The organism is Pseudomonas sp. R1-6 (assembly GCF_051132115.1).
Lineage (GTDB): Bacteria > Pseudomonadota > Gammaproteobacteria > Pseudomonadales > Pseudomonadaceae > Aquipseudomonas.
Map to the genome: position 1 here is coordinate 2,153,772 of NZ_CP071662.1, position 17,172 is coordinate 2,170,943.

Sequence of the window (17,172 nt, forward strand, 5' to 3'; positions counted from 1 at the left end):
TTGTGGTATGCCGCTTCCCTGCTGGTAGCTTGAGGTGAGAGACGTTCCATGAAGTTCTTATCCCAAAGTAACGGGTGTCCCGGTTGGGACGGAGAAATGGCCCGGCGCATCCGGGCCTACGATTGGCGTCGCACGGAGCTGGGTGCGATCGAGCATTGGTCCGCCAGCCTGCGCAGCGCGGTCCAACTGATGCTCGCTTCCCCATTGCCGATGGTCATGCTGTGGGGCCGCCAGGGCTACATGATCTATAACGACGCCTATGCCGAATTCGCCGGCGGCCGCCATCCCTACCTGCTGGGGAGCGCGGTGGAGCTGGGATGGCCGGAGGTGGCCGAATTCAACCGCCACGTATTGGACGTGTGCCTGGGCGGCGGCACCTTGTCCTACCGCAACAAGGAGCTGGTGCTGCTGCGCGACGGCAAGCCCGAAGACGTCTGGTTGGATCTCTACTACAGCCCGGTCCCCGACGATGACCATTCGCCTGCCGGCGTGTTGGCGATTGTCGTGGAAACCACCGAGCTGGTGCTGAGCGAGCGGGCCCGGCAAGAGGCCGAGCGCAGCTACCGTGCGGTCAATGAGCGTATCCAATTGGCGCTTTCGGCCGGGCCGTTGCTGGGGTCGTTCGTCTGGGATATCGCCACCGACACGCTGTCTGGCGATGAACGTTTCGCCCGTACTTTCGGTTATCCGCCCGAGTGCCCGCTGGATGCACTGCCCATCCAGATCGCTCGCCAGCGCATCCATCCCGACGACATCGACGACGTCGAACAACGGGTCGACCTGACCGTGCGCACGGGCGCTCCCTACACCGCCGAATATCGCTTGCGCCGTGGCGAGGGCGATTACCTTTGGGTGCTGGCCAGCGGGCGATGCGAGTTCGATGCGTTGGGCAAGCCCCTGCGGTTTCCCGGCGTACTGATCGATATCAACGAGCGCAAGACCGCCGAAGCGTCGCTGCTCAAGTTCACCCGCGACCTGGAACAACGCGTCGCCAGTGAAGTGCAGGCGCGGTTGGCGGCCGAGGAGCAGTTGCGTCAATCGCAGAAACTCGAGGCCATCGGCGGGCTCACGGGAGGCGTGGCCCATGACTTCAACAACCTGCTCCAGGTGATCGCCGGCAACCTGCACTTGCTGGCTCGCCACGAGCCTGACAATCCCAACGTCCAGCGGCGGGTCGGTGCATCCATCGAAGCCGTGGAGCGGGGCGCCAAGCTGTCGTCGCAGTTGCTGGCTTTCGCCCGTCGCCAGCCGTTGTCACCGGCGGTCTACAACCCTCGGCGCATCTATGAGGGCCTGGGTGAATTGTTGCAGCGAGCCCTGGGCGAAACCATCCGCATCGAGGTGGCGTTGCCTCCTGAGCCTTGGTGTATCCACGTCGATTGCAATCAGCTGGAAAACGCCCTGTTGAACCTGGCGATCAATGCCCGCGACGCCATGGGGGGCGAAGGTGTCATCAGAATGCTCGGGGAAAATATCGTCCTGGACGAATCGTCCTGTGCCGGCAAAGGAGTTGCGGCAGGGGATTACGTGCGACTGTCGGTGATCGATCATGGCGCGGGCATGGCGCCCGAAGTCCTGAACCAGGTCTTCGAGCCGTTTTTCACCACCAAGACCGACGGCCAAGGCACGGGGCTTGGATTGAGCATGGTGTTCGGGTTCGTCAAGCAGAGCGGCGGGCACATCGAAATTGCCAGCCACCCGGGCGAAGGCACTCAGGTGCATATGTATTTTCCCCGCAGCCACAAGCCCGAGTCCCCGGAACAGGCACCTCCCCGCGAGCTTCGATCCGGCCTGGAGGAAACCATCCTGGTGGTCGAGGACAACGACGACGTACGCGGAGCCTCGGTGGAGTTGTTGGAGCAGCTCGGCTATCGGACCCTGACCGCCGCCAACGGCGACGAGGCCATGAAGTTGTTGCTCGATGGCGTCTCGGTGGACCTGATCTTCACCGATGTGGTCATGCCCGGCCTGATCAAGAGCTCCGACCTGGCGGCCTGGGCGAAGGTACAGACCCCGCCGGTGCCGGTCCTGTTCACGTCGGGACACACCCGGGACATCATCTCTCGCAATCACCAACTGAGCCCCGATACCCACCTGCTGAGCAAACCCTACAACCCGGATGCATTGGCGCGGATGGTCAGTTCGGCACTGGACGAGTGAGCCCGACGCGGTAAAAGAATGGAACCCAAGCCGCCGTTTTGCCTTCGAATAAGCAGGGCCGATCACTATTCGGCCTGGTCATGAACGAGGTGTCTAATGAGCGACTCTGCAAATACTCAGCAACAAGGCCAGACGCAAACCCCGTCCTCGCGTAACGATCCGGCAATCGATCCTCAAGTGACGGATAACCAGCCTGCCAATCCGGCTGAAACACACGAGGCTCACAGTGCTGCCCGTGAGGTCGATCAGAAGAAAAATCATCAGGACAACGACAACACTTACAGCCCCGGTTTCAAGCCGGAACCGGATCGGCCTGGACCCGGTGACAAGACTGATGCTGATATCGACACAGCCGACAGCTGATCAATAAAAAAGCCCGACTCGAGAGTCGGGCTTTTTTATTGACGATGGCGTTATTTACTAGGGTGGGCCGCTTGAAGCTTCTTCGCCATTTCCAGGTGATGCTGCAGGTCCGGCAGCATTTTCTGGGCAAATGCCTTCAGTTCGGTACTGCCAGGCTTCTTATCGTCAGTGACGGTCTCAGCCTCTTTCTTGAACAGGGCGACGGTCTCTTCGTGAGCCATCACTTGGTTATTTGCATAGGCCGGATCGAAGGACTCATCGCGCACGTCAAGAATCTTGGCCTTGGCCTTTTTCATCAACGTGGTGTCGTCTGGTACTTCGATGTCATGTTTTTTCGCCAGCGCCTTCAGCTCTTCGTTGGCTTTGGTGTGGTCGGCAATCATTTTGTTGGCGAACTCCTTGATGTCCGCCGATTGGCTTTTCTGCAGCGCCAGTTTGCCGGTTTCGATCTCCGCAATGCCGCCGGCCGCCGCGTTGTCGACAAAGTCGCTGGAAGTCGCGGCCCATGCCATGCCCATGCTGCTACTCAGGGCAACAGCCAGGCCGAGTTGACGCAGGGTAAATCTGTCCATAGGTCAGTCTCCACACAGGTTGTACAGGTGATTCTCTGGGTACTGATCAATGGAGGGAAAAGCTCGGGGGAAGGTTTTATCGGAACGCGTCGTGGCACGACGAACGGTCACCGCTGGTCGGATTGGCGGTCGACAGAACCCGATCGGCAAGGCCATGCTGCTGACAGGCAGTGCCCAGAAAAGCACTTGTCACCGAACTCACGAAGGAGGTGCTCCATGCCGGTGTCCCATGATCTCTGCCAGGATCTGAAGTGCACAGAAGACGACATTCAGAAAAAACGCGAAAAGGACAAGGATCTCGACGCGCTGATCACTCGATATTCGAAAATCGATACAAAAGTCGTGAAGGCTGAAAAACCCACCGCCGTAGTGACCGACGACGACCTGGATAAGCTCAAGAAAGAACGGTTGCGGATCAAGGACGACATCGCCGCGCTGATGCAAAAGTAGCGATGACGGTTATCCCCTGAGCGCTTTTTGTGGCGAGGGAGCTTGCTCCCGCTGGGCCGCGAAGCGGCCCACCCAATCCATTATCCCAGCGGATCCCAGCGCTGAGACCAGTCGCTGCCAGTCTTGACGATGTCCCGCAGCACGTCGAACGCCTGCTGCAACGCGGCCGAATCCCGGTCCCTTGAATACACCAGGTAGGTCGGGTAATTGAATTCCGGCGCCTTGGGCACTCGCTCCAGAATGCCGCTGTCCAGGTAGCTCTGCACGACCCGAGTGCGGAAATAACCGCTGCCGCCGTTTTCCAGGATGTACTGCAACGCCAGGGGCCCAAGATTGAAGGTCACCGCGGCCTTGGCCTTGTCCGGCAGCGCCGTGTCGTGCTGGCGACGGAAATCGGCACTCCAGTCGATGTACACGTAAGGTTCGGGACGAGCGGCCAGGCGCACCAGGATCAGTTTTTCTTCCAGCAACTGCTCAACCTGGAGCCGCGGCCAGTACTCGGGCTGATACACCACCGCCGCGTCCAGCAGGCCCAGCTCCAGTTGCTGCAGCAGGTTTTCGCCGTCGCGGATGTCCATGCGCAGGGCATGGCCGGGAATTTTCTGGCGCAGCTCGCCGGCCCAGGCGAGCATCAAGGGGTTGCACAGGCTGACTTCGCCGCCCAGGTGCAAGACGTTGCGATAGCCCTCTGGCAGCGGCAGGTCACGGCGGGCGGCCTCCCACGTTTGCACAAGCTGGTTGGCATAGACCACGAAGGCTTCGCCATCACTGGTCAGTCGCGCGCCGGCCCGATTGCGCACGAACAACCCGCAGCCAAGTTGGCTTTCAAGCTTCTGGACCCGGGCGGTGATCGCCGTCTGGGTGACGTGCAGTTTCTCTGCCGCGGCGGCGAGGCTGCCGTGGCGGACGATTTCCAGGAAAGTGCGAGCGAGGTCGATGTCCATGTTCAGGCCGAGGCGGGGTGAACGAGCATTGTAAGGTTTGCGGCGAGAAACAAAAAATCCCGCCACAAGGGCGGGATTTGGATACAGCCAGGGCGACCTGATCTCAGGACGGGAACAGCTCGGACAGTTTCATCGACAGCATCATGTCGCCTTCAACGCGCAGCTTGCCGCCCATGAATGCTTGCATGCCGTCGGTTTCGCCGCTGACGATGTCCTTGAGGGTCTGACTGTCCAGGACCAGCGTGCAGTTGGCGTCTGGATTCTCGCCTTCCTGGATGTCGCAGGTGCCGTCCTTCACGATCAGGGCGTACTGCTTGTCTTCGTCGGTGATGTTGAAACCGAATACCAGGTCCAGGCCGGCAGCGGCGGCTGGGTTGAACTTGGCTTGCATGGCTTTTACGGCGTCGGCTACGGAGGTCATGGTTTCGATCCTTATTCGGGGTAATACAGCAGGGGTCTACAGCAAACCGGACTCAGCGGAAGGTGATGAGGTCCGGGATCTTCAGCAGTTGCAGGTGCGCATGACTGTTGAAGGAAGCCAGGGCCACCTCGCGGCCCCTGAATTTCAGTTGGTTGAGCGAGGTGTTGACGATCTGCCAGTTCAACTCGAAGGCCTGCCTGGCGGGCATCTGGGTAATCAGGTGGAGCAGGGCGGTGATGGTCCCGCCGGAGGTGAACACGGCGATCTTGTGCGTCTTGTCGGCGTTGTCGAGGATGCGGTGCAGGCCAGCCTGGACCCGTTCGACGAAACCCAGCCAGCTCTCCAGCCCCGGAGGGTCGTAGCGGCCGCTGAGCCAGCGCTCGACGATCAAGGCGAAGATGCGCTGGAACTCGGCGCGGTTCTGCGCGGCGTTGCGCAAAATGTCGAGGGCCTCGGGCTCCTGGGAGAGCATGTCCGGGAGCAGGGCGCGAATGACCGCGTCGGCATCGAATTCGTTGAAGGCGGCGTCGATTTCCAGTTTCGGAACCGGCAGGCCGGCTGCGCTCATCTGGCCCAGCGCGCCAGTGGCGGTGTCCTGTTGGCGACGCAGGTCGCCCGAGAGGCAGCGATCGAACACGACACCGAGCTGCGCCAGGTGGCTGCCCAGCACTTGCGCCTGGCGTATGCCGTTGGGCGAGAGGACATCGTAGTCGTCCGCACCAAAGGAGGCCTGGCCATGTCGAATCAGATAAATGCTGCCCACGTCCGCGTCATCCCGGTACGTTGAAGGTTTGGCGAGGTTATGGGGATGGCGATGGCGTGTCAATGAAAAAACATACGCTTGTTTGAAATGGCCGTTACAGCGTTATCCAGGCTCGTCCGAGCTAACGTAACCACAGATTTCATGGCTGGTAGCAGGGCAAGCGCATGGGTATGCTGGCAGCGTTACGCGCCTGCGTTCAAATGGCGCATTGCATTTAAGGAGTCGCTGTGGAGTTTTTCGTCGAATACGCCGGTTTCCTGGCCAAGACGGTCACACTGGTCATCGCCATCCTGGTGGTCATGGCCAGTTTCGCTGCGCTGCGCAGCAAGGGGCGGCGCAAGTCGGTGGGGCAGCTGCAGGTCAGCAAGCTCAACGATTTCTACAAAGGGTTGCGCGAGCGCCTGGAGCAGACGCTGCTGGACAAGGAGCAGCTCAAGGCCCTGCGCAAGAGCGAAGGCAAGGCTGAAAAGGCCGAAAAAAAGCAGAAGGACAAACCGGCTGCCAAGCCTCGGGTCTTCGTGCTGGATTTCGACGGTGACATCAAGGCCTCCGCCACCGAAAGCCTGCGCCATGAAATCACCGCCCTCCTGACCCTGGCGACGCCCAAGGACGAGGTCGTGCTGCGCCTGGAAAGCGGCGGCGGCATGGTCCACAGCTACGGCCTGGCCTCGTCGCAGCTGGCGCGGATCCGCCAGGCGGGCGTACCGTTGACGGTGTGCATCGACAAGGTGGCGGCCAGCGGCGGTTACATGATGGCGTGCATCGGCGAGAAGATCATCAGCGCCCCGTTTGCGATTCTCGGTTCCATCGGCGTCGTGGCGCAGTTGCCCAACGTCAATCGCCTGCTGAAGAAACACGACATCGATTTCGAGGTGCTGACCGCCGGCGAATACAAGCGAACGTTGACGGTGTTTGGCGAGAACACGGAAAAGGGCCGGGAAAAATTCCAGGAAGACCTGGACATTACCCATGCGCTGTTCAAGAACTTTGTCGCCACGTACCGCCCGCAGCTGGCGATCGATGACGTTGCCACAGGTGAAGTGTGGTTGGGTGTCGCGGCGCTGGAAAAGCGCTTGGTGGACGAGCTGAAAACCAGCGACGAGTACCTGGCCGAAAGGGCCAAGGGTGCCGAGCTGTACCACCTGCACTATGCCGAACGCAAAAGCCTGCAGGAACGCATCGGCATGGCGGCAAGCGGTTCGGTGGATCGTGTGCTGCTCAGTTGGTGGAGCCGCCTGACCCAGCAGCGGTTTTGGTAATTCGAGGCGGGTGGCCACCACTAAACCCTGTGGGAGCGAGCTTGCTCGCGATGGCGGCGGTACATTCAACATCACCTGCCCAGGCAAACCGCTAGCAAGCTCGCTCCCACATGGGGCCAAGGCGGGCTGAAGATTAGGTTCTGCTCTCAATATCCATCAACAAAAAAGCCCTGAACCGGTCACCCGGTCCAGGGCTTTTTTGTGTATCAGGTATCAGCGACGACGAAACAGCGGCAGCGGTTCGTCACTGGCCGCCTGATAAGTCACCGAGAAGTCCTTGAGGCTTTCGAGGGCTTCGTACGGGTCTTTATCGGCGCGAAGGGCAAAGGCGTCGAAACCGCAGCGGCGCATGTAGAACAACTGGTCGCGCAGCACGTCGCCAATGGCCCGCAGTTCACCCTTGAAGCCGTAGCGTTCACGCAACAGACGGGCATTGGAGTAGCTGCGCCCGTCGGTGAAGGCCGGGAAGTTCAGGGCGATGACCTGGAGCTGATTGGCGTCATCTCCGATTTCCTCGGCTTCCTCGTCGGCGTCCAGCCACACACCCAGGCCGCCATCGCGGGCCTTGAGGGCGTGGGCGTGATCGCGCCACAGGGCCAGGGGCACGATCAGGTCGTCGCAATTGGAAATGCCATCGAGGGTCGCGTCCTTGGGCAGCAGGTGCCAGGTCTCGTCGATGACTTCGTTGTTCTTAATGATTCGCTGCATAGACGCGTTCCTTGAAGAGGTCGATGCCGATACGTTGATAAGTGTCGATGAAACGCTCGTCTTCGGTACGTTGTTCAATGTACACGTCGATCAGTTTCTCGATCACATCCGGCATGTCATCCTGGGCAAACGATGGCCCGAGGATCTTGCCCAGGCTGGCGTCGCGGCTGCCGCTGCCACCGAGGGAGACCTGGTAGAACTCTTCGCCTTTCTTGTCCACGCCCAGGATGCCGATGTGGCCAACGTGGTGGTGACCACAGGCGTTCATGCAACCGGAAATGTTCAGGTCCAGCTCACCGATATCGAACAGGTAGTCCAGGTCGTCGAAGCGGCGCTGGATCGATTCGGCGATCGGGATCGACTTGGCGTTTGCCAGGGAGCAGAAATCACCGCCCGGGCAGCAGATCATGTCGGTCAGCAGGCCGATGTTCGGGGTGGCGAAACCTTGTTCGCGCAGCTCGCCCCACAGGGTGAACAACTGGCTCTGTTCAACATCGGCCAGGATGATGTTCTGCTCGTGGGAGGTGCGCAGTTGGCCGAAACTGTAGCGATCGGCCAGGTCGGCGACGGCGTCCAGTTGCTTGTCGGTGATATCGCCTGGCGCCACGCCGGTCGGTTTCAGCGACAGGGTCACCGCGACATAGCCGGGCTTCTTGTGAGCCAGCGTGTTACGGGTACGCCAGCGGGCGAAACCTGGATGCTCCTTGTCGAGGGCGGCGAGTTCCGCATCCTGGTTGCCCAGGGCCTTGTAGTCCGGGTCGACGAAGTGCTTGGCCACACGGTGGACTTCGGCTTCGGTCAGGGTGGTCTGGCCGCCGCGCAGGTGGACCATTTCGGCCTCGACCTTTTCGGCGAACACTTCAGGCGTCAGGGCCTTGACCAGGATCTTGATCCGCGCCTTGTACTTGTTGTCGCGACGGCCGTAGCGGTTGTATACCCGCAGGATGGCGTCGAGGTAGCTCAGCAGGTCCTGCCATGGCAGGAACTCGTTGATGAACGCACCGACCACCGGCGTACGGCCCAGGCCACCACCCACCAGTACACGGAAGCCCAGCTCGCCGGCGGCGTTGTAGACCGTTTCCAGGCCGATGTCATGGACTTCGATGGCCGCGCGGTCCGAGCTCGAGCCGTTGATGGCGATCTTGAACTTACGCGGCAGGTAGGCGAATTCCGGGTGGAACGTGGTCCATTGACGGACGATTTCGCACCATGGACGTGGGTCGATCAGCTCATCGGCCGCGACGCCAGCAAACTGGTCGGTGGTGACGTTGCGTAGGCAGTTGCCGCTCGTCTGGATCGCGTGCATCTGCACGGTGGCCAGTTCGGCGAGGATCTCAGGCACGTCTTCCAGCGCCGGCCAGTTGTACTGGACGTTCTGCCGGGTACTGATGTGGGCGTAGCCCTTGTCGTAGTCGCGGGCAATCTGCGCCAGCTTGCGCACCTGGCGCGAGGTCAGTTGGCCATAAGGCACGGCCACGCGCAGCATCGGGGCGAAGCGCTGGATATACAGGCCATTCTGCAAGCGCAGAGGGCGGAATTCTTCTTCGCTCAGCTCGCCTGCCAGATAGCGTCGGGTCTGATCACGGAACTGCTTGACGCGGTCCTCGATGATCCGCTGATCGTACTCGTCATATACGTACATATAAGTCTCGGTCTCAGGCTTGGGCCGATCAGAAACAGCTGCGTCTTGGCTCGCTGGAATCGGGTTCTGCCTCGGCAATTCTGCGCGCACGGCCGCGCACTCCTAGAGGAGCCGGTGCAAGATACCTGTTTTGAGTTATGCGCAAAAGTGATGTTTGAGTATATGTAAAGAACGAAATCGACTAATGAGATAAGTTATCGGCTAATCCACATTTGTCGTGCGGGCAATAATCGTCTTAACTGTGGTCGAGTCCCTATGCAATCACCTACAAAACCGACAAGAGGCGATGCAATGAGCAATTCGACCAAAGCAAGGAAAAGCGACAGTACCGTTGATGCCTGGGCCATTCTGTTCCTGATTATCCTGGTGGTAGGCACGGCGGTGTTCTGGGTCAGTCATCAATAATTTTCAACTCAACGCGCAACGCAATGTGGGAGCGAGCCTGCTCGCGATAGCGGTGTGTCAGTCGCTTCATGCTTGACTGAACAATCGCTATCGCGAACAGGCCCGCTCCCACAGGGTCATGTATGGTGTTGAAGGGAGCTACAACCCCGCCAGATGCACCACCAGCTTGACGATGCCAAACAACGTCAAGGCGAAGATCACCGTGAAAGCGATCCCCAGTATCACGAAGTGGCTTGGTTTGCCGTGGGTGAAATCCCGGGCGCGATTCTTGCCGCTCTGCACACCAAAAGCCGCGGCGAGCACGCTGTGCATCATCTGCAACAGGGTGGGCGGCTTGTTGTCGACTGGATCGTCCATAAATCCCTCGCTGAAAATCGGTTCCCACCCAGCATAGTCAAACTGTGCGCTCTTGGATTGCCATTCAATCCGCCGTTTTCCGTCGGCCTATATCTATGTACCGCAGATGCGGTTGGCCGAGCTGGTCTGCTGTCGCCTCATTCAAAGGAGCGACGCATGCCAGTGAATTCCACGCACCACCCCCAAAAAACCATCCAGCCAAAACCACGGGCTACGGAGAGCCTGCACGCGGATTTCCTGGAAACCGCCATGCCTGCATGGCTGATCGAGGCTTCGCCACAACGCCGGCAGGCCCTCAAGAAAGCCGCAACGCAAACGCCGGCCTGGTACGCAAACGCTTCGCCAGAGCAGCGCAAGGCTTTGCATGCCTGTTTCAAGGCAAGCGTTGCAGCACAGATCCAACTGGATAAAACCATGTCCTCGTACCAGGACATCGACACGTTTGCCAGGCCGCTGCTGGTGCAGGCATTAAAGGATCAGTTCGAGATAGAGGTGGATGTCGACAAAACCTGGTTATGCATCAGGCGAGCGATGCACATGGGCGTCTCCAAGGTAGAACTTTCCACGTTCGATCTGCTGGTGTTGCCCCTGCTTCAGCTTGCGCTGCACAACTTCGAAAGCTGGGAGTGTGACACCGGCGCCTATCACGAAAGCTCAGGGTTCTTCGTGGAAACAGCAACACCCGGTACTCACGCGCCCGTGGCGTTGAAACTGTCGGTCAGCCAGTTCCTAAGCCTGTGCCGTACCCTGGATATTGGCGCCAAATATCAGGTCTACCTCAAGTCCTTTTTCTATCCGGCTGACGGGGAGACCGAAGACACGCTTCGCCAGCATTTCATTGCCAGTCAGAAAACCGCGATGCGGGCCGCAGCCGAGCAAGCGCTGTTGAACAGGGACATCGAGCCCGGGGATCACGCGATGATCCTCTCGGTCATCGAGGGTGAAAACAACCCGTGGTTGGGCAAAAAACCGGTCTGGTTCGAGGACATGACGCTGATGAGGCAGAGGCTGGTGGGCTGTGTCGCGTTCTCGATCTGCGAAATGCATCGCTATAGCGACGAAGTCATTCTCTATGTTCCCAACGACCCCCACCATCCGTTAAAGCGTTACCGCGGCGACGAGTTGAAGACACGTTTCAAGCAGTTGCTCACCACCCCCGAAACCGGGCAACCGCCAGGCACCGGTCCCACGCCTTATCAGCGCTTTTTCAGTCAGTTCGTACCGTACGAAAAGCGACCCTATTTCTTCAGCCAGTTCGTCAGAGAGGCGGCCGACTCTCCGATCGATTCATTACGGACCCTCGACCAAGCCGTCCACGAGTCGCCGTGGGCGATCCTCCTGGGCTCCGGCAAGGTTTTCCTGAGCCTGACGCGCATCGACGAATTCCCCCCCAGGCGTTCAGGAACGGAGCGCGAACCTGATCCCTATCTGGCGCCTTCCACGGTGGGCCAGAAAGGTCGCGCGTTGTGGGCCGAGAACCTGGATCTCTGGGAATATCTGTTCAACCAGCATCGCGAAAAGGTTCTGGCCGATGCCCGCAGTCACGCGGTTCCCACAAACGATGTAGACGCCAAGGCCAGGGAAGCAAAGTTGGCCCATCTGCTGGAGCTGGGACTGTTTGCCGTGAACATCGTGTCCATGTTCGTTCCGGTGCTGGGCGAGGTGATGATGGTCGTCATGGCCGAACAGCTGTTGTACGAAACCCTTGAAGGCGCCGTGGAATGGGGCGAGGGCGATAAACGTGCCGCGAAGGCCCACTTGATCGATGTCGCGCAAAACCTGGCGATGCTTGGTGTGATGGCCGGCGCGGGCGCGGGAATGCGCAAGCTGGCCGCTATCAAGGCTGAACCGGTGATCGAGCGCCTTGAACCGGTGACGTTGCCCAATGGCGAAACGCGCCTGTGGAAGCCGGATTTGGGCAGCTACGAAAGCGACGTGACGCTGGACGATTCGCACGTTCCGAACACGTTGGGCCAATACGAAATCGACGCGAAAACCTACATTCGTAACGGCGACAAGGTCTATGAGCAATTTTTCGATGCGTCGATTCGCAAATGGCGGATCAAGCATCCAACGGACGATGCAGCGTATCAACCTATCCTCATGCATAACGGCACCGGCGCCTGGCGCCATTCGCTGGAGCGACCGATGACGTGGGACCGCCTGACGCTGCTCAGGCGCATGGGCCATCAAACCGCTGCGTTTACCGATGAGGAGCTGCTCAGGCTCGCGGACGTCAGCGGCGTCAGCGACAACAGGCTACGCAAGATGCACATGGACCTGACGCCGCCGCCTCCTGAACTGAAGGACGCAATGCGCCTGTACAAGGCGGATGCCGATGCCGGCCGGATGGGACTGTTACAAGAGGCTGCAACATCGGGGCCGTCCACCGGGGCGCTGGGGGATTATGCCCAAATGAGTCGACCGCAGATTTTCGAGCACCGCTACAAGGGCCCGGACCCCATGGACGGTCGAGTCAGGATTCTGCAGCGTGAGTGTCCCGGCCTTAGCGAGGCCGCCGCTCAGGAGGTGATCGCCCATGGCAGCAGTGCTGATCTTGCCCGTATCGATGCAACGCGACGTACGCCGTTGAGCATGCTTGAAGAGGCGCGCTGGTATGCACGGCAGGGGCGTCAGGTTCGGGCGTATGCGGGGTTGCGCAGCGAGAATATCGCTTCGGCCGACAGCCAGCGTCTGGCATTGCGGGCCCTGGAAAAACTACCGGGATGGCCGGGTGTGCTGCGCCTGGAAGTGCGCGAGGGAGGCGTCGGCGGGGCATTGCTCGACAGCATCGGCGCCGAGACTGCGCCGCAGAAAAAATACCTGATCAAAAACGGACCCCGTTATCAGGCTTTCGATGAGCAGCAGGGGCGGGTTCCTGATCCTGACGGCAACTTCTACAGCTCGATTATGCGTGCGTTGCCAGAGGAGCTGCTTTGCGCCATGGGGCTGTCGGGTGCCGATCAAGGCACCCTGCTGCAACGCAAGCTCATCGAATACGCTGATCGGCATCCCAAGGAAATGACATCGCAGCTTGAACCCCACGCCAGACGCTTCAAACCGCCGGTGCGAGTGAGCGCGACACTCAAGGGCTATTACGCGAGCGGGCGCGGCGCGGGGCTCAATCCCTCCATTGAAGCGCGGGTACAGGCGCTTTATCCGGACGCGCAGCAAGCGGCGGCGTTTTTGAGGCAGCAACGGGGCAACACGGACCAGCAGATATATTCGGTACTGCAAACGCGCCAGCGGGAATGGCAGGCGCTCAGTGACACCCTCGATCAATGGCACGGCGCTGCGGCGCACAGCACGGACGGTTTCCACAGAAATCAATTTGCGCAGGCGCTCAGGGATGCCTGGCGTGACCTTCCGGTGGCGCAAGAATCGGGCGAGGCCATGCCGCTGTCGCTTTTCTCTGAGGCGCCGCTGCCCGAGATTACCGCTGATTTTCCACACGTGCGGGATCTGACAATCGTTGGCAACGGCCTTACAGATGCCAATGCGGATGGGTTCCTGGCACGTTTCCCAGGGGTCACGAGATTGTCGATCGGCAGCCGAGGGCGCGAATTTCTCGGTTCTATCGTTGAGCCCGCGCAGCACTTGACTACCTTGCCGCAAGCAGTGGGCCAAATGCGAGGGCTCACCTATCTGCGGTTTTCCTCCGCCGCCCAATCGCTGGCCGCGGATTTCCCGACAAGGCTCAGCGCGCTGACTTCTCTGGAGGAGCTGCATATCCACTACTCGGGTTTCGATTCTGCCAGCCTGCATGAGCTTGACCTGACACCGTTGCACCTGTTGCGGACATTGAGCATCGACGCGCCTCAGGCTTTGTCACGATGGCCCGCGTACGTTCAGGATCTACCATTCCTCCGGCGCCTGGACCTGGGGCGCACATCGATACACACAGTGCCGGAGGCGATGTTCCAAGGGCACGAAATGCTGTGGTCAGGGTTGTCGCTCAACTGGTCAGACCTGACCCCCGAAGCGTTCGGGCGTGCCTATGGATATGTCAGCCGATACACAGGTGAATGGGGGCATCTGGTGGATCTGGACCAAATGGTGGACGGATACTGTCGCGGGCAGTTGCGGCGACTGGTCGGGGAGGCCGAGCTCTCGGGGCGTCTGCCCGAGCCGCTCGACAGTGCTTTCCATAACCACCAGGAGCGCTTTGATGCGATGGAAGCGATCAGGGCGCAGCACGACGCAATCTTCGCCCAATTTTACGAGCCCGGGGAACCGGGTCAGTTGCCATACGCCACGCTTTCGCGACGTTGGTGGGACGGCGCGGGACCTGTGTTTCGAGCCTTGCGAGACAGCTGGCGTGGCGCTGTTCGCCAGCGTCTTGGCTTGCCGACGGCTGAGGTCTCCACTTTTGAGGTGTCCCCGTCGGGATCGAGCCTTGCCAACGGCGTCATGGAAAGTCTCCCAGTATTGCCGGCCGGCAGTTTTGCTCATGTACGCACCTTGCGCCTGGGATCGTTGAATGTCCCTGCCGCCCAGGCACGCGGCTTTTTCCAGGCATTCAGCGGCACACGGGCCCTGGACATCAGCGGCAACGGCTTCACTGCATTGCCCTTCATTGCCGAAGACCTGCCGGCCTTGACGCAACTCGATATGCGCGACAACGGCCTGATCGTCACGCCCGATGTCCAGGCACAGTTCAATGGTCTGCAAACATTGGAGCAACTGAACCTGGAGAACAACCCGCTCGACAACCTCGATGTCAGCGCCATGGGCCAGCTCAGGACATTGAACCTCAGGGCGACCCGGTTACAGGCTTGGCCAACCGGTGCCGAGAGCCTGCCGCACCTGACATGGCTCGACTTGCGGGACAGCCTGCTGCGCTCGCTCCCTCCATCAGCTCTTGCCAACGATGAGGTGCTGCTCAGCGTCAATCTGACCGGTAACCCCTTGAGCCCCGAGGGCGAGGCCGCCCTGGTGGCGGCACAGCAGCGGGTCGAGAATGCGAGAGGGCTTCCCCATGGGGCATTGGCTCGATTTGCCGGCGAAACCGTACCGTCTCAATTCCCGCCGCCGGAAACGGGCTGGTCCACAGCCCAACGCCTGTTATCGCTTCCCGAGCAATCGGCAGTGCCCGAGGGAGACGCCGGGCGTCAGCTTCGCCTGCAGCGTCTTGATCCGCTCCTGACCCAGGAACAGGCCGCCTCCAGGCTTGAGCGATGGCGTAACGAGGGCATGACCGGCCTGCAGATGGACGCCCGAATCACCCAATGGCATCAGGCGACGATCTCGCTGATTCGTCGCCTCAATGGCTGGCTCTTTGTGAGGGAAGTCAACACAGCCAGGGGTATCGTGCCTGCGCGAAGCCGTGCGCTCGCGGCAGCGCGCATCCGTGGCGTGTGGCAAGAGGGGCTGATGCGCGTCGAGGGGCGAGGGCTGGGGCTCAGTTTGCGGGACCTGCAAGTGGGCGACTTGCCTGAGCTGGTGGAGCAGTTCCCTGGCGTAAGGACGCTGGATCTTTCCGGGGTCTTGTTGACCGAGCAAGGTTCGAACGCCTTTCTCGGCGCCTTCCCCCGTTTGAACCGCTTGGACCTGGGCAGCAATGATTTGCGCGCGGTACCTGATGCGGTCCTGCAGATGGATCGGTTGGAGCACTTGGGGTTGGGTTATAACAACCTGCCGTCCGCGTCGGCTTATCCGCTGTTGACCAATGGCCGCCTGCGTTCGCTTAACCTTTCCACCAACGGGCTGACCACATTCGATCCTCCGGATTTCGGCCAGATCGAATCGCTGGAACTCAGCTACAACGAGATGCGAGTCTGGCCTGGCCGTCTATTGGATGCGCAGGCTTTGCACATATTGAACGTGAGCGGTAACGAGTTCTCGGATCTACCGGCGGGGTTGCTCGATGGCAGTCACGACACGCTGGTGGGCGGGATGGACCTGAGCGAAAACGAATACCTGTCGCTCCCCGCGTTCTATGCAATCAGGGATTATTTTGAGCGGGCCGGCGACGACGAGGTCCTGGGGTTTTCCGAAGACGAAATCGATAGCTGGATTGCGGCGTTGGAGGCGCCGCAGGATGACATGGCGAATTTTGATGACGACCCCGATGGCGGCGCAGGCGCAGGAGCGGGTGCCCATCACGATCCCCACGCCGGTGTGGCCCCGGTCGAACCTCTCCTTGACCCGTCGCACGATACGTCGACCGATGCGCTGGAACCCTGGCTGGCCGATTCAAGCGATGAACAGGCGATGGCCCGTCGAACGATCTGGGCGCAGTTGGCCCAAGAGAACGATCACGAGCGGTTTTTCCAGTTGCTTGATCGGCTGCGCACTACCATCGATTTCAGGCGCGGCCGAACAGGACTGACGCAGCGGGTATGGAACGTCCTGGAAGCCGCCAGTGAAAATAGGGAGTTGCGTCAGTTGCTCTTTCAGAACGCCGAAACCCACGGTACCTGCATCGACGGGCGAATCTTGACGTTCAGCGAGCTGGAAGTCCGCGTGTTTGTCCATCAAGCCTTGCGCAACCTTTCACCGGACCGTCTGACGCCCAGGGGCCAGGCCCTGTTGCGCTTGTCGCGGCAGTTGTTTCGGCTGGACCGGCTCGATACGTTGGCCGAAGCGAACGGGCAAGGCATGGATCGGGCAGAGGTGCGCCTGCGCTATCGCATTGGCCTGACGAGAGGATGGGGGGATGGAATCGATTTGCCGGGGCAGCCTGCACATATGGCTTATGGCGTCGCGATCACTGATGCTCAGCTGGAGCAGGCGCGCGCCTCGATCCTTGAGGCAGAACGGACCGATGAGCTGCTCATAGACATGGTGTCGCGGGAATACTGGACGACATACCTTCAGGCGCGGTATCCGGAACAGATGAGCGATATCGACGAGGCTGTTGCCAATGGGCGCGATGAGCTTTTCAACGAGCTGGAAGATCGCAGAAACAATGGCGACGTCGACGGGCAGCAGTACGATCAGGAAGTCATCGCCCTGGGCAGAAAATTCGATGCCATGCGAAAGCAGAAACTGGTCGAGCTGACGCGAACAACCGTGAACGACTTGCAGGGCACCGCCGCTGAAACGCAGCTATCCGACCGCCAGTCACCTCAACCCGGACCCTCTCGCCGCGACTGATTCGCGGCATTTGGCAATAAAAATGCCGAC

General features: G+C 60.3%; 12 protein-coding genes. 5 read left to right on the plus strand and 7 right to left on the minus strand.

Translation table 11 applies throughout. The features are described from left to right. The first annotated feature begins 48 nt into the window (after nucleotides 1–48). Nucleotides 49–2,160, plus strand: coding sequence for an ATP-binding protein (locus J3P81_RS09975; protein ID WP_434563492.1), 2,112 nt, complete (start codon nucleotides 49–51; stop codon nucleotides 2,158–2,160). A 96-nt stretch (nucleotides 2,161–2,256) separates the two neighbouring features. After that, entirely contained in the window at nucleotides 2,257–2,523 is a 267-nt protein-coding gene (locus J3P81_RS09980) for a hypothetical protein (RefSeq protein WP_434563494.1), read from the plus strand. Between the two features lie 50 nt (nucleotides 2,524–2,573). Here J3P81_RS09980 and J3P81_RS09985 read toward each other — a convergent pair whose 3' ends face one another. Further along, nucleotides 2,574–3,095, minus strand: coding sequence for a DUF4142 domain-containing protein (locus tag J3P81_RS09985; RefSeq protein ID WP_420764505.1), 522 nt, complete (start codon nucleotides 3,093–3,095; stop codon nucleotides 2,574–2,576). 216 nt (nucleotides 3,096–3,311) lie between these two features. Here J3P81_RS09985 and J3P81_RS09990 point away from each other — a divergent pair, with 216 nt between their 5' ends. Then, nucleotides 3,312–3,545 (plus strand): YdcH family protein, encoded by a 234-nt coding sequence (locus J3P81_RS09990; RefSeq protein WP_420764504.1) that lies wholly within the window; start codon nucleotides 3,312–3,314, stop codon nucleotides 3,543–3,545. An 80-nt stretch (nucleotides 3,546–3,625) separates the two neighbouring features. Here the strand turns inward: J3P81_RS09990 and J3P81_RS09995 are convergent, their stop codons facing one another. The 3 genes from J3P81_RS09995 to J3P81_RS10005 all read right to left on the minus strand — a co-directional run bounded on the left by J3P81_RS09995 (nucleotide 3,626) and on the right by J3P81_RS10005 (nucleotide 5,673). Further along, on the minus strand, nucleotides 3,626–4,489 hold the full coding sequence (locus J3P81_RS09995) for a LysR family transcriptional regulator (protein WP_420764503.1): 864 nt from the start codon (nucleotides 4,487–4,489) through the stop codon (nucleotides 3,626–3,628). 103 nt (nucleotides 4,490–4,592) lie between these two features. Further along, nucleotides 4,593–4,910, minus strand: a complete 318-nt coding sequence (locus J3P81_RS10000) for an SCP2 sterol-binding domain-containing protein (protein ID WP_016774477.1) — start codon at nucleotides 4,908–4,910, stop codon at nucleotides 4,593–4,595. A gap of 52 nt (nucleotides 4,911–4,962) precedes the next feature. Further along, entirely contained in the window at nucleotides 4,963–5,673 is a 711-nt protein-coding gene (locus J3P81_RS10005) for a histidine phosphatase family protein (RefSeq protein WP_434563496.1), read from the minus strand. A gap of 227 nt (nucleotides 5,674–5,900) precedes the next feature. Between J3P81_RS10005 and sohB the strand changes: the two genes are divergently transcribed. Next, nucleotides 5,901–6,932, plus strand: a complete 1,032-nt coding sequence (gene sohB, locus J3P81_RS10010; protein ID WP_420764501.1) for a protease SohB — start codon at nucleotides 5,901–5,903, stop codon at nucleotides 6,930–6,932. Between the two features lie 213 nt (nucleotides 6,933–7,145). On the opposite strand, the gene J3P81_RS10015 is transcribed toward sohB, so the two are convergent. From J3P81_RS10015 to J3P81_RS10025, 3 genes are all read right to left on the minus strand, one after another. Next, entirely contained in the window at nucleotides 7,146–7,640 is a 495-nt protein-coding gene (locus J3P81_RS10015; protein WP_420764500.1) for a DUF934 domain-containing protein, read from the minus strand. Further along, nucleotides 7,624–9,282 (minus strand): nitrite/sulfite reductase, encoded by a 1,659-nt coding sequence (locus tag J3P81_RS10020; RefSeq protein ID WP_420764499.1) that lies wholly within the window; start codon nucleotides 9,280–9,282, stop codon nucleotides 7,624–7,626. Before J3P81_RS10020 ends, J3P81_RS10015 begins: the two co-directional genes overlap by 17 nt. Nucleotides 9,283–9,825: 543 nt before the next feature. Further along, nucleotides 9,826–10,044, minus strand: a complete 219-nt coding sequence (locus J3P81_RS10025) for a DUF2970 domain-containing protein (protein ID WP_024781254.1) — start codon at nucleotides 10,042–10,044, stop codon at nucleotides 9,826–9,828. 156 nt (nucleotides 10,045–10,200) lie between these two features. Here J3P81_RS10025 and J3P81_RS10030 point away from each other — a divergent pair, with 156 nt between their 5' ends. Continuing rightward, the gene (locus J3P81_RS10030; protein ID WP_434563498.1) at nucleotides 10,201–17,142 is read left to right on the plus strand and encodes an NEL-type E3 ubiquitin ligase domain-containing protein; all 6,942 of its coding nucleotides are present in this window, start codon (nucleotides 10,201–10,203) and stop codon (nucleotides 17,140–17,142) included. The last annotated feature ends 30 nt before the right edge of the window (nucleotides 17,143–17,172 follow it).

Coding starts and splice junctions, on each gene's coding strand:
- J3P81_RS09975 (WP_434563492.1), top strand. CDS start 49: ATGAAGTTCTTATCCCAAAGTAACGGGTGTCCCGGTTGGGACGGAGAA.
- J3P81_RS09985 (WP_420764505.1), bottom strand. CDS start 3,095: ATGGACAGATTTACCCTGCGTCAACTCGGCCTGGCTGTTGCCCTGAGT.
- J3P81_RS09995 (WP_420764503.1), bottom strand. CDS start 4,489: ATGGACATCGACCTCGCTCGCACTTTCCTGGAAATCGTCCGCCACGGC.
- J3P81_RS10025 (WP_024781254.1), bottom strand. CDS start 10,044: ATGGACGATCCAGTCGACAACAAGCCGCCCACCCTGTTGCAGATGATG.
- J3P81_RS10015 (WP_420764500.1), bottom strand. CDS start 7,640: ATGCAGCGAATCATTAAGAACAACGAAGTCATCGACGAGACCTGGCAC.
- J3P81_RS10020 (WP_420764499.1), bottom strand. CDS start 9,282: ATGTACGTATATGACGAGTACGATCAGCGGATCATCGAGGACCGCGTC.
- J3P81_RS10030 (WP_434563498.1), top strand. CDS start 10,201: ATGCCAGTGAATTCCACGCACCACCCCCAAAAAACCATCCAGCCAAAA.
- J3P81_RS09990 (WP_420764504.1), top strand. CDS start 3,312: ATGCCGGTGTCCCATGATCTCTGCCAGGATCTGAAGTGCACAGAAGAC.
- J3P81_RS09980 (WP_434563494.1), top strand. CDS start 2,257: ATGAGCGACTCTGCAAATACTCAGCAACAAGGCCAGACGCAAACCCCG.
- J3P81_RS10000 (WP_016774477.1), bottom strand. CDS start 4,910: ATGACCTCCGTAGCCGACGCCGTAAAAGCCATGCAAGCCAAGTTCAAC.